The organism is Burkholderia semiarida, from assembly GCF_029268935.1.
Classification (GTDB): Bacteria; Pseudomonadota; Gammaproteobacteria; order Burkholderiales; family Burkholderiaceae; genus Burkholderia; species Burkholderia semiarida.
The window spans coordinates 2145740-2157849 of sequence record NZ_JAHLCL010000008.1 but is presented as its reverse complement, the minus strand read 5'-3'; the positions used below and the strand labels follow the sequence as shown (position 1 = coordinate 2157849).

Annotated in this window: 10 protein-coding genes; 4 read left to right on the top strand and 6 right to left on the bottom strand. The window is 67.1% G+C overall.

Features of this window, described 5'->3' with window-relative positions; genetic code table 11:
* Nucleotides 1-40: 40 nt before the first annotated feature.
* The 3 genes from nadE to KPB06_RS32650 all read right to left on the bottom strand — a co-directional run bounded on the left by nadE (nt 41) and on the right by KPB06_RS32650 (nt 2331).
* Entirely contained in the window at nt 41-892 is an 852-nt protein-coding gene (nadE, locus tag KPB06_RS32660; RefSeq protein ID WP_059575561.1) for an ammonia-dependent NAD(+) synthetase, read from the bottom strand.
* Between the two features lie 190 nt (nt 893-1082).
* A complete protein-coding gene (locus KPB06_RS32655; protein WP_059575559.1) occupies nt 1083-1952 on the bottom strand; it encodes a DMT family transporter in 870 nt (289 codons plus the stop codon).
* Nucleotides 1953-2145: 193 nt separating this feature from the next.
* Nucleotides 2146-2331, bottom strand: coding sequence for a hypothetical protein (locus KPB06_RS32650; RefSeq protein WP_006480515.1), 186 nt, complete (start codon nt 2329-2331; stop codon nt 2146-2148).
* 228 nt (nt 2332-2559) lie between these two features.
* Between KPB06_RS32650 and KPB06_RS32645 the strand changes: the two genes are divergently transcribed.
* On the top strand, nt 2560-3318 hold the full coding sequence (locus tag KPB06_RS32645; RefSeq protein WP_059575557.1) for a DeoR/GlpR family DNA-binding transcription regulator: 759 nt from the start codon (nt 2560-2562) through the stop codon (nt 3316-3318).
* A 105-nt stretch (nt 3319-3423) separates the two neighbouring features.
* Nucleotides 3424-5205, top strand: a complete 1782-nt coding sequence (locus tag KPB06_RS32640; RefSeq protein ID WP_275905248.1) for a phospholipase D-like domain-containing protein — start codon at nt 3424-3426, stop codon at nt 5203-5205.
* A gap of 54 nt (nt 5206-5259) precedes the next feature.
* Here KPB06_RS32640 and KPB06_RS32635 read toward each other — a convergent pair whose 3' ends face one another.
* From KPB06_RS32635 to KPB06_RS32625, 3 genes are all read right to left on the bottom strand, one after another.
* Nucleotides 5260-5934 (bottom strand): TetR/AcrR family transcriptional regulator, encoded by a 675-nt coding sequence (locus KPB06_RS32635; protein WP_059575553.1) that lies wholly within the window; start codon nt 5932-5934, stop codon nt 5260-5262.
* Between the two features lie 105 nt (nt 5935-6039).
* Nucleotides 6040-7308 (bottom strand): NAD(P)/FAD-dependent oxidoreductase, encoded by a 1269-nt coding sequence (locus KPB06_RS32630; RefSeq protein WP_275905247.1) that lies wholly within the window; start codon nt 7306-7308, stop codon nt 6040-6042.
* A 138-nt stretch (nt 7309-7446) separates the two neighbouring features.
* Nucleotides 7447-9027, bottom strand: a complete 1581-nt coding sequence (locus KPB06_RS32625; protein WP_275905246.1) for an amino acid permease — start codon at nt 9025-9027, stop codon at nt 7447-7449.
* Between the two features lie 633 nt (nt 9028-9660).
* Here KPB06_RS32625 and amaB point away from each other — a divergent pair.
* A complete protein-coding gene (gene amaB / locus KPB06_RS32620) occupies nt 9661-11172 on the top strand; it encodes an L-piperidine-6-carboxylate dehydrogenase (protein WP_275905245.1) in 1512 nt (503 codons plus the stop codon).
* A 380-nt stretch (nt 11173-11552) separates the two neighbouring features.
* Complete coding sequence (locus KPB06_RS32615) at nt 11553-12107, top strand: hypothetical protein (protein WP_179231793.1); 555 nt, start codon at nt 11553-11555, stop codon at nt 12105-12107.
* Nucleotides 12108-12110 lie beyond the last annotated feature (3 nt).

Genomic DNA, 12110 nt, shown 5'->3' with positions numbered 1-12110 from the left:
ACGGTGCGCGCGGCGGTATGTCGGTGGCGCGGCGGCCGGCTTATGCGGTGGCCGGCCAGTCGAACATCGTGTACGGCAGTGCGCGCTTGTGGCGCGAGCCGTCGTAGAAGCGCAGCACCGTTTCATACACGCGATCGGCGACCGGCTTGCCTTCGAGGAAATCGTCGATCTCGTCGTAGGTCACGCCATACGCGTGCTCGTCGGGGCGCAGCGGGCGCAGCTCCTCGAGGTCGGCCGTCGGCACCTTCATCACGATCAGCTCGTCGCCGCCGAGCGCGCGCGCGACCGCGCGCACGCGACGCTTGCTCAGGCCCGCGAGCGGCAGGATGTCCGCGCCGCCGTCGCCGAACTTCGTGAAGAAACCCATCAGCGATTCGGCCGCGTGATCCGTGCCGATCACGATGCCGCGCCGCGCGCCGGCTACCGCGTACTGCGCGATCATGCGCTCGCGCGCCTTGATGTTGCCGTGCACGAAATCCTGCTGCGCGGGCGTGTCGAACGCATGGCCGGATGCGACCAGCGAACGGAGCATCGCATCGGCGGCCGGCTTCACGTCGACCGTCAGCACCTCGTCCGCGCGCACGAACGCCAGCGCGCGCTGCGCATCCTCTTCGTCGTTCTGCACGCCGTTCGGCAGGCGCATCGCGATGAAGCGTGCATCGTAGCCGTCGGCGCGCAGGCGCTCGACCGCCAGTTGCGCAAGGCGGCCGGCCGTCGACGAATCGACGCCGCCGCTGATGCCGAGCACGTAGGTCCGCAGGCCGGTCGAACGAAGGTACTGCGCGAGGAAATCGACGCGCCGGGCGATTTCGGCTTCGGCGTCGAAGTGCGGGGCGACGTTCAGTTCGGCAATGATCGCGCGTTGGCGGCTGGCGTAATCGGCGGAGGTCATGAGGGAAATTCCGGAACGAATTGCAAGGCGCCCATCATAAGCGCAATCGCGGCGCGCCGCCGCGCCGGGCCTGCGTTTCCGGCGGTTTCGCGTTGCTTCGGCGAGACGCGGCGCGTCGCCATGGTGCGCGGTGCGCCAGGCAGGTGCGGGATGCGGCGCGAACGGCCTCCGGGCGGGGCGACGGCCGGCGTCAGCGCCGCGCGAGCACGACGCCCACCAGCGCGAGCGCGAAGCCGGCGAGCTGGATCGTCGCGAGCGTTTCGCCGAACAGCCCGTAACCCTGCAGCGCGGCCAGCGGCGGCGCGAGAAACAGCAGCGACGTCGCGCGAGCGGCGTTGCCGCGCCGCAGCATCCACATCAGCATCGTGACCGCGCCGCCGGACAGGAACACGACGCCCCATACGAGCGACACCCACAGCGCCGGCGCGCCGATCCAGCGGGTTTCATGGAGCAGCACGACGAAGGCGGCGGCGACGACCGCCGCGCCGAAGTTCTGCACGGCGACGGCCGTGCGCAGGTCGCTCTGCGCGAGCTTGCCTTTCTGGTACAGCGAGCCGGCGGTGATCGCCCCGACCGCGAGAACCGACACGGTGACGACGAGCCACGCAGGCGCCGCGCCCGGCGGCGGCGCGACGCCGCCCGTTACCTTCGGCGCGAGCACGAGCGCGACGCCGGCCAGCCCGAGCGCCATCCCGAGCCAGCCGCGCGCGGGCAGGCGTTCGTTGAACAGCGGGACCGCGAGCACGGCGGTGGCGAGCGGCTGCAGCGCGCCGAGCAGCGCCATCACGCCCGCATTCAACCCTTGCGCGACGGCCCAGTAGCTCGCGCCGAGATAGACGCCTTGCAGCAGCGCACCGGCGATCAGGTGGCGCGGCCATTCGCGGCGGGCCGGCCACGGCGCGCGTGCGACGAGCGCCACCACGCCGAACAGCGCGGCCGTGCCCGCGAAGCGCGCCAGCAGGAACAGGTTCGGATCGGCGTAGGGCTTGATCGCCCGTGCAACGATGAAGCCGGTGGACCAGAGCGCGACGAAAACGGCGGCGACGATCGAATTGAGCATGCGTGACGGGCCGCGACGCGGCCGGACAGAACCGGAAAGTCGGCCAGTATCGGGCGAAGCCGTGCCGGTGTCTTGTCGAATCCTGCACTCACGCCGGGCGGTGCGTGACGGTGCGGGCGATCATCGCGCGCCGGGTGGGCGATGCGAAGGCGATGCGTACCGACCCGTGCGGGCGGCTACGACGCGGCGGCGATCAGTCGATCGAGAACGTATCGAGCGGCTGGTTGGCGCGCGCGTCGGTCGCGAAGCGCGCGGCGAGCTGTTCGTAGAGTCGGCGCGCTTCGTCGAGCGTCAGGTCGATCCAGTACGGGTCGCCCGCCGCGTCGTTGAGGCGTTCCGGCGGAAACTGGATTTCGATCACACTGCCTTTGCGATACATGGCGCGAGCCCCTTGGTTAGTCGGTCTTGGTCGGTCGTTCGGCGAAACGCCAAGTGTAGCAACCGGCGCCGCGCCGATTCGCGTGCGCCCGGCAATACTGAATTTCGCTTTCGGGCGACGTGCGCGGCCGCCGCCCGGCCGCATTCCCCGGCGCGGTCAAATGGTCGTCAAACGACCGTAATACAATGGCCGGCTTACCCATTACCAGTCGCCTCGGGCGCACACGCGATGCTGGCGGAACAACGTCATCAATACATCCTGTCGGAGCTTGGACGCTCGGGCGCGCTGTCGGTCGCGGAACTCGTCCGTTCGCTCGACGTGTCGCGCGAAACCGTGCGGCGCGACCTGAACGCGCTGGCCGCGCGCGGCCTGCTCGTGATGACGCACGGCGGCGCGCTGGCCGCGGCTCGCCGCGAGCCGAGCCTGTCCGAGCGCGAAGCCGCGAACGCCGACGCGAAGCGCACGATCGGGCGGCGCGCGGCCGAATTCGTGCCCGACGATGCATCGGTGCTGATCGATTCGGGCAGCACGCCGCATGCGGTCGCGCTGGCGCTCGCCGACCGGCACCGGCTGTCGATCTACACGAACGACTGGCGCACCGCGTTCGTGCTCGCGCGGCGCAACGGCAACCGCGTGACGCTGCTCGGCGGCGAGCTGTCCGACGACGAGGACGCCACGTTCGGGCTCGACACGATCCACCAGCTCGCGCAATACCACGTCGATTTCGCGTTCGTCGGCGCCGGCGGCATCACGCCCGACGGCGAATGCACCGACTATTCGCGGCTCGCGGCAGAAGTGCGCAGCCGGATGATCGCGGCGGCGGGCACGGCGATCATCGTCGCCGACCATTCGAAGTTCGGCCGCGTGACGCCGGTGCGGATCAACGGCGCGTCGGCCGCCCGCTATCTCGTCACCGAACGCGCGCCGGACAAGGCGGTGCGCCGCGCGCTGACCGCTCGCGGCATCGAGCTGCTCGTGTGCGACTGACGCGCGTCCGACATACAAGGTTCATCGAACGGTCATCGTGCCGGAAGAACCGCCGTCGACACTGACCCATTCACCTCGACCGGCCGTCAGGCCAGGGAGCAACGAATGGCCGTCAGCGTGCGCAGCTATCTTTCCCCCACCCTCGTCCTGCTGGCTTTCGACTGGCCCGATGCGGCGTCGCGCGCCGATTTCCTCGGCTTCGCGATTCGGCGCACGCCGGGCTTCTGGTCGGCCGACGGCAAGACGCGCGCGCCGGACAGCTGGCTGCCCAACCGCCTGACGTTCGACGGCCCGGCCGCCGACACGCAGGGCGATGCGCCGACCGATCAGGCGCCGATCCAGAAATTCATGTGGTGGGACGCGCGCATCGATCCGCAGGACCGCGGTGCGTCGTTTCGCTACGACGTCTATCCGGTCGTCGGCACGCCGGCGAACCTGCAGGTGCTCGACGCGCAAGCCGGCGCGTGCGACGTCGTGCTGCCCGCGCACGTCGAGGACGGCATCGGCACGTGGTTCAACCGCGCGGTGGTCAGTTCGCAGGCGTTCGCGAAGCAGGTCGCGGCGCTCGGCCTCGCGCCGAACGAGGCGCCGAGCGCCGCGCAGGCGCTGAAGCTGCGCACGTGGCTCGCGAACGACATGGAGCAGGTGTTCGCTCGGATGCTCGATCCCGCGTCGCGCGCGGTGTCGGCCGTCTATCACCTGACCGACGCGCTGTGGGCGCTGCCTGCGTTCGCCTCGTTCGGGCGCCGGCATGGCGAAGCGTCGCTCGCGATCGTCTATGACGCGCACACGACGGCGCGCAAGCGCAAGCCGCCGCTGCCGTCGCCGAACCAGCCGGCCGTCGATGCGCTGCAAGGCCTCGCGACGCTCGCCCCGCGCGACCGGACGCACATCATGCACGACAAGTTCATCGTGACCGATGCGCGGTCGAACCCGGCGCCCGCGCGCGTGCTGACGGGTTCCGCGAACTTCACGACCGAGGGGCTCACCGAGCAGGCCAACGTACTGCATGCGTTCGACTCGCCCGCGCTCGCCGCGCTGTACAACGAGCGCGCCCTCGCGCTGGCCGGGAATCCGTCGATTGCGGAAACCGCCCGGCTGTCGCCCGGCTGGTCGGCGCCGATGACGATCGGCAGCGCGCAGGTACGCGTCGCGTACTCGCCGGAGCCGGCGGGGCAGCGTACCGAGATCGATACGATCGTCGCCGCGATCGCGGCCGCGAAGCATTCGGTGTCGTTCTGTCTGTTCATGCCGACCGACGCGGCGCTGCGCGATGCGTGCTTCGCGGCCGGCGACCGCGGGCTGATGATGTTCGGCCTGGTGAACCGGATCAACGTTGGCGGCGCGACGAAGGCCGATGCCGCGCGGCAGGCCGGCCAGTCGCTCGATGCGGCGGCGCTCGCGAACCTCGAGCTGTACCACCGCAGCCGCGACAACCACGACGTGATCGACGCGTCGTATTTCTCGCCGGCCACCGTGCCGCAGGGTTTCGAGCCGGAGTTGCGGCTCTTCCCGGGCGAGCCGGCGCCGGCCTTTCCGCCCGTCGTGATCCACCACAAGTTCATCGTGATCGACGCGGAAGGCGCGAATCCGGTCGTCTATACGGGCTCGGCGAACATGAGCCGCAATTCCGAGCAGTACAACGACGAGAACCTGCTCGAGATCCGCGACAAGCGGATCGCGGCGATCTATCTCGCGGAATTCCTGCGGCTTTACGAGCACTATCGCGCACGCGCATTGGCGATTCGTGCGAAGCAGCGCGGCACGGGCGCGCATGCACGGCTCGCGCTCGCGCCGGATTCGAGCTGGGCGAAGAAGTATTACGTCGCGGGCAGCCCGGAAGAGAAGGCGCGGATCGCGCTCGCGTCGACCGCGCCGACGGACTGATGCGCCGACGTGCGACGGGCGCGACGGGCGCGCGCTTCGGCGGGCTGCCGTCGCTTACGCGGCGACGTAGCGGAGCACCGCGTCGGCGATCGTGTCGCGATGCCGCGCGCGCAGGCGCGGCGCCGACGGATCGCGGCCGAATGCGGCGCCGAACGTGTAGCGGTTCGCCACGCGATGGAAGCAGAACGAGCTGATCAGCAGGTGCAGGTCGTATGCGTCGATGTCCTTGCGGAACGCGCCGCTGGCCGCGCCGCGCTCGACCAGTTCCTCGAGCGTCTTGATGATGCTGACGTTGCGGTTCTTGAACGACTTGAGCTGTTCGAGATATTTCGCGCCGTGGATGTTCTCGATCGACACGAGGCGGACGAAATCGCGATGCTTGTCGTGATAGTCGAACGTGAATTCGACGAGACGGCGCATGCCTTCGCGCGGCTCCATGTCGCCGACGTGCAGTTCCTGCTCGAATGCGCGGATGTCGCCGTACACCTTCTCCAGCACGGCCTCGTACAGGCCTTCCTTGCTTTCGAAGTAGTAGTAGAGCATCCGCTTCGTCGTGTTCGTCCGCTCGGCGATCGCGTCGACGCGCGCACCGGCGAGGCCCATCGCGGAAAATTCCTGCGTGGCGACCTCGAGGATGTTGCGCTTGGTTTGCTCGGGATCGTATTTGCGCCGCGCATCGGACGCAAGCGCGCGGGGGTCGGACGTGGCGGCCTTGCTTCCTGCTTTCATGTGACTTTGTTGTGGTTCGCGGCGGCTTGGAAAAGGCATTCTAGCATGCGGAAAATGCCCGCCCGGCCGACCTTCCGCTCTAATCGGCAAGGCCGCCGCGGGCGCTCAGCGGCGGCACGACGCGAGCGCGTCACGGGCCTGGTACGCCGTATACGCAAGCTGCGCGGCGGCGAGGCCGGCCAGCCCGAACGTGCGCGTGAGCCCGAACGCGGCGAAGCCGTCCGGCACCGGCCGGCCTTCGGCCAGCGCGGCGGCGAGCGTCTCGCCGGCCACCGTGGTCGGCGCCATCCCGTGGCCGCCGAAAGCGATCGCGTGCCACACGCCGTCGGCGTCGCGGCCGATCTGCGGCATCTTGTGCCGCGCGTAGCTCATCAGCCCGCCCCACGCGTAGTCGACCTTCACGCCGTCCAGTTGCGGATACACGCGCAGCAGGTCCCGCCGCAGCAGGCGCGCGATCGCGTCGGGGCCGCGGTCGAGCACGGAGATCCGGCCGCCCCACAGGATCCGCGTGTCCTTCAGCGGACGGTAGTAGTCGAACGCGAAACGCGTGTCGTAGATCGCGTACGGCGCGTCGATCGCGTCGGGCAGGCGCGTGCCGAGCGGTTCGGTCGCGATCACGTAGGTCGCGATCGGCAGCACCGCGCGCTCGATGCGCGGCGACACGCCGCGCGCGTAGCCGCCGCCGGCGAACACGACGTCCCTCGCGCGCACCGTGCCCTGCGCCGTGCGCACGACGTAACCGGCGCCGTCGCGCGCGATGCCGAGCGCGGCCGAGCGCTCGAACACGCGGGCGCCGCCGCGCGACGCGGCCGCCGCGACGCCGAGCACGTACTTCAGCGGATGGAAATGGAATGCGTTCGGCTCGAACAGGCCGCCGTAATAGCGCCGCGTCTTCAGCCGCTCGCGCAGCGCGTCGGTCGGGACGGGTTCCCAGTCGACGCCGAGCTCGTCTTTCATCAGCGTGCGCACGCTGTCGAGCCGCGCCGGATCGTCGAACCAGTTCGCGAGCATCACGCCGCGGTCGACGATGTCGCAGTCGATCCCGTAGCGGGCGATGCGCGCGCGGATCAGATCGACCGCGTCGACGGTGAGCCGGTACAGCCGGCGCCCTTCGTCGCGGCCGAGCGTGCGCAGCAGGTCGGCGTTGTCGAGGCTGTAGCCGCCGAACACGAAGCCGCCGTTGCGGCCCGACGCGCCGAAGCCGACCCGCTCGCTGTCCAGCACCACGACGTCGTGCACGCCGCGTTCGACGAGGCCGAGCGCCGTGCACAGGCCGGCGAGGCCGCCGCCGACGATGCAGACCTGCGTATCGATCGTGCCGGTCAGTTCCGGGTAGGGCTGGCGGGAAACGGTGGCTTCGTAGAAGTTCTGCATGCGTGTTCGGTGACTCGTGACGGCGGAAAAACGGGCGGCGCGTCGATCTTGCCTGAACGCGCGCGCCGCGTCGAATGGGGTTTTCAGCGCAGCGGGCCGGGCGCCGCGAAGGGGTGGCCGCTGGCGCGGTACCGGGCGTCAGGCGCCCGGCGTCGGGTTGACCGGGCGGGCAACGTAGGCCGGATAACCGGCGTCGGCCTTTTCGGCTGCTTCATGCGCCGCGTTGCGTTCGATCCACGGCGCGATTTCCATGTCCTCGTAGCGCACCAGGCGGCATTTGCGCACGAGTGCGTAGCCGAGCCAGATCGCGACGAAGAACGGCAGGCCGATGTAGGTCGCGGCGACGCCTGTCCAGTCGATCCTGTCGGCGAGGAACGCGTGGTAGTCCTGGCCGAGCGCGACGACCGCGCACAGCGCGAACGCGAACAGCGGGCCGAACGGGAACCACTTCGACCGGTACGGCAACTGGTCGAGCCGGTAGCCCTGCTTCAGGAAGCCCTTGCGGAAGCGGTAGTGGCTGACCGCGATGCCGAGCCACGTGATGAAGCCGGCCATGCCCGACGTGTTGAGCAGCCACAGGTACACGGTCTTGTCGCCATACAGCGACGTGAGGAAGCACAGTGCGCCGACGGCGGTGGTCGCATACAGCGCGTTGCGCGGCACGCCGCCCGGCGACAGCTTCGCGAAGAGTCTGGGCGCACGACCCTCGGCCGCGAGGTTGTAGAGCATCCGCGTCGACGCATACATCCCCGAGTTGCCGGCCGACAGCACGGCCGTCAGGATCACTGCGTTCATCACGCCGGCCGCGAACGCGAGGCCCGCGTGGCGGAACACGAGCGTGAAGGGGCTCACGCCGATATCGGTCACGTCGCTCTTCAGCAGGCCCGGGTCGGTGTACGGAATCAGCACGCCGATCACGAAAATCGCGAACACGTAGAACAGCAGGATGCGCCAGAAGATCTGGCTCACCGCGCGCGGAATCGTCGTGCGCGGGTTTTCCGATTCGCCGGCCGCGACGCCGATCATCTCGGTGCCCTGGAACGAGAAGCCCGCGATCATCGCGACGCCGAGCATCGTCGCCCAGCCGCCGACGAACGGCGCGTCGCCGGTCGTGAAGTTACCCCAGCCGGCGCTCGGGCCGCCCTGCATGATCCCGAAGATCATCAGCAGCCCGACGCCGACGAACGCGAGCACCGTCAGCACCTTGACCAGCGCGAACCAGTATTCGGCTTCGCCGAAGCCGCGCACCGACAGCGCGTTGAGCGCGAAGATCAGCGTGAGAAACAGCGCGCTCCACCAGACGCCCGGCACGTGCGGGAACCAGTAATTCATCACGAGCTGCGCGGCGACCAGTTCCACCGCCAGCGTCACGGCCCAGCTGTACCAGTAGTTCCAGCCGAGCGCGAAGCCGAAGCCTTCGTCGACGAACTTCGCGCCGTAGGTCGCGAACGAGCCCGACACCGGCATGAACGCGGCCATCTCGCCGAGGCTCGTCATCAGGAAATAGACCATCAGGCCGATCACCATGTACGCAAGCATCGCGCCGCCCGGCCCGGCCTGCGAGATCGACGCGCCGGACGCGACGAACAGGCCCGTGCCGATCGAGCCGCCGATCGCGATCATCCGCAGATGGCGGGCCTGCAACGCACGGTGGAGGGACGGCTTCGCGGGCGGCAAGCCGGACGGGCGGGACGAATCGGGGCGGGCATCTGAATGCATGGCGGGCGCTGGGCGCTGTCTCCGGGATTGTTGTTCGGTGACGAAGCGCGACGCGTTGCCGGCCGCGGGCCGGGCAGCGGTGATGCGGGGCGAAGCCGGCCCGCTGAGCCGGGCCCTGATGCGTGCGCCTTCGTCGGTCGTCCGGGCGCCGTAGTGGCGGCCGGCGGCACGCCGGGTGCGTTGCACCTCGACGTCGCACCGATTGTGGGTGCGGGGTGCACGGGCGAGCAAACGATATTTCCGAACAGGGTGATGCGGGATGATCATCAACTGCTGTCGCGGCGCGACGCGTCCGAGCACCCGTCCACGAGCTTTGGAACCGTCCGATATCGGAGCACGAACGGACGCGGCTGCCCGACTGACTTCTTGCGTTTTGGGAATGAAGTCGTGAGTTAATATCAATAGCGGCCCGACTTGTGGCCATCGACAATGTGTTTCATGGATCGTGCCTCGCGAGGCCGGGGCGCGCCGTCCGGCCGGGCTTTCGGCGGCGGCGCAGCGCGATGCGCCGGATGGCGCATCGGGCCCGCCGCGCGGCGCATCCGCTTGCACGAGGCGCTCGAACGCGCTCCAATCGAATCACGCGGGCGGCGCTGCCGCCGCACCGATCAATCTGTCCCTGAAGAGGAAGTGATGCAATTCAACGACATTCTTGCCGCGCTCGACATCGATCTCGCCCAGTGGAAAGGCAATGCGCTGACCGCGCGTTCGCCGCTCGACGGCGCGACGCTCGCGACGCTGGCCGTCGACACGCCCGCCGACGCCGAGCGCAAGATCGACGCCGCGCACGACGCGTTCCTCAAGTGGCGCACGGTGCCGGCGCCGGTGCGCGGCGAACTCGTGCGCGTGTTCGGCAACGTGTTGCGCGAGCACAAGGCCGAACTGGGCCGCCTCGTCACGCTCGAGGCCGGCAAGATCACGTCGGAAGGGCTCGGCGAAGTGCAGGAAATGATCGACATCTGCGATTTCGCGGTCGGCCTGTCGCGCCAGCTTTACGGCCTCACGATCGCATCGGAGCGCCCGGGCCACCGGATGATGGAAACGTGGCACCCGATCGGCGTGTGCGGCGTGATTTCGGCGTTCAACTTCCCGGTCGCGGTGTGGGCGTGGAATGCGGCGCTCGCGTTCGTGTGCGGCGATTCGGTCGTGTGGAAGCCGTCCGAGAAGACGCCGCTCACCGCGATCGCTTGCCACGTGCTGCTCCAGAAGGCGCTTCGCGAGTTCGAGAAGACGCATCCGGGCGTCGCGCCGGCGGAGCTGAGCCAACTGGTGCTCGGCATGCGCGATGTCGGCGAGGCGCTGGCGGCGTCGAAGAAGGTGCCGGTCGTCAGCGCGACGGGCAGCGTGCGGATGGGCCAGGAAGTCGCGAAGGTGCTGAGCCAGCGCCTGGCACGCGGCATCCTCGAACTCGGCGGCAACAACGGGATGATCGTCGCGCCGAGCGCCGACCTCGATCTCGTCGTGCGCGCGGTCACGTTCGCGGCGGTCGGCACGGCCGGCCAGCGCTGCACGACGCTGCGCCGTTTGATCGTGCATCGCAGCCTCGTCGAGCAACTGCTGCCGCGCATCGAGAAGGCCTATGCGTCGGTGAAGGTCGGCAATCCGCTCGAGGAAGGCACGCTGGTCGGCCCGCTGGTCGATCGTGCGTCGTTCGACGCGATGCAGAAGGCGCTGGCCGATGCGCGCGAGCAGGGCGGCGAAGTGAAGGGCGGCGAGCGCGTCGACGTCGGTCATGCGGATGCGTACTACGTGCGTCCGGCCATCGTGCGGATGCCGAAGCAGTCGGCGGTGGTCGAGCGCGAGACGTTCGCGCCGATTCTGTACGTGATGGTCTACGACAACTTCGACGACGCGATCGAGCTGCACAACGCGGTGCCGCAAGGCTTGTCGTCGGCGATCTTCACGAACGACATGCGCGAGGCCGAGCAGTTCATGTCGGCGGCCGGCAGCGATTGCGGGATCGTCAACGTGAACATCGGCACGAGCGGCGCGGAAATCGGCGGCGCGTTCGGTGGCGAGAAGGAAACGGGCGGTGGGCGCGAGTCGGGTTCGGATGCATGGAAGGCGTATATGCGCAGGGCGACGAATACGATTAACTACAGCCGGCAACTGCCGCTGGCGCAGGGGGTGAAGTTTGATGTTTGATGCACCGTGTCGTGAACACGTATCGTGTGCTGACTGTACATAGCGACTGACAATACGTCGGTCTTCAGGTTTAGCGGAAAAGCCGGCCAGAGTGCCGGCTTTTTTATTTTGGCGGTATTGATTGGCTCGTGGGTCTATAGAGTAGATCGACTGGTGGTGGGTATATATAGATCAGCTAATTCAGGACCGTAAGACGTGGGTCAGACAAGTACGGAATTGTTTTCCTTGTTTCGTATGTGTATGAAAATTAAGCGTTTGCTTGTTTTCTTTCAATTCTTTCTATATTTTTGAGGGGTCGATGTGGCTTTGAGGGACGTAAATTAAGGCCGATTGTAGGGTGAGGCCTCTTTGCGAGTATAAGAATTCTGGCGAAGCAATCTATGAATGAATTGAAAGGCCTTCTGAGGTATTACCGCTACTGTCCGCGAATGTTGGCTTTGCATTTCGTCTCCGCTCTGATGGCATGGTTTGCTCCCGATGACATATTGGTGCAATACCAGACGCTCGGAAGGTTTGTGTCCTATATGGCGAATATATTTCCAGTTATAGGGGAAGCGATTGAGAGGTCGGTGTTTCCTGAGGTGACCGGATTGTATTTTTCGATCATGTATGTGTTTCTGCCGCTGAGAATCATTGATTCAACTAGGGCATTTTATGCGGATAGGGATAGGACATTTGAAATAATTAGAGGATTTTTCTGGAAAAGAATTTTTGCTTCAATTGGAGTCGTTATTTTCTTTGGGTTTGGGATCGTGGCGGTATTGTTCGGTCGGCCGTACTATGAAATTAACATCATTCCTATTTCAAATTCTAGATTTTTTCTTGGGCTTGTCGGGCCATTATTTGCGGGCGGTGTTGAGGCATTCGGTGTTGCAGTAGGTTTTGTATGGGTTTTTATTTTTGTCTCATGGGTGTCGTCGAAAATGAGGGGGTAAAAA

What these genes read in the sequence shown, in the direction of transcription:
- KPB06_RS32615 (WP_179231793.1), top strand. Translation starts at nt 11,553, where the DNA reads ATGAATGAATTGAAAGGCCTTCTGAGGTATTACCGCTACTGTCCGCGA.
- KPB06_RS32630 (WP_275905247.1), bottom strand. Translation starts at nt 7,308, where the DNA reads ATGCAGAACTTCTACGAAGCCACCGTTTCCCGCCAGCCCTACCCGGAA.
- amaB (WP_275905245.1), top strand. Translation starts at nt 9,661, where the DNA reads ATGCAATTCAACGACATTCTTGCCGCGCTCGACATCGATCTCGCCCAG.
- KPB06_RS32635 (WP_059575553.1), bottom strand. Translation starts at nt 5,934, where the DNA reads ATGAAAGCAGGAAGCAAGGCCGCCACGTCCGACCCCCGCGCGCTTGCG.
- KPB06_RS32640 (WP_275905248.1), top strand. Translation starts at nt 3,424, where the DNA reads ATGGCCGTCAGCGTGCGCAGCTATCTTTCCCCCACCCTCGTCCTGCTG.
- KPB06_RS32650 (WP_006480515.1), bottom strand. Translation starts at nt 2,331, where the DNA reads ATGTATCGCAAAGGCAGTGTGATCGAAATCCAGTTTCCGCCGGAACGC.
- KPB06_RS32625 (WP_275905246.1), bottom strand. Translation starts at nt 9,027, where the DNA reads ATGCATTCAGATGCCCGCCCCGATTCGTCCCGCCCGTCCGGCTTGCCG.
- KPB06_RS32645 (WP_059575557.1), top strand. Translation starts at nt 2,560, where the DNA reads ATGCTGGCGGAACAACGTCATCAATACATCCTGTCGGAGCTTGGACGC.
- KPB06_RS32655 (WP_059575559.1), bottom strand. Translation starts at nt 1,952, where the DNA reads ATGCTCAATTCGATCGTCGCCGCCGTTTTCGTCGCGCTCTGGTCCACC.
- nadE (WP_059575561.1), bottom strand. Translation starts at nt 892, where the DNA reads ATGACCTCCGCCGATTACGCCAGCCGCCAACGCGCGATCATTGCCGAA.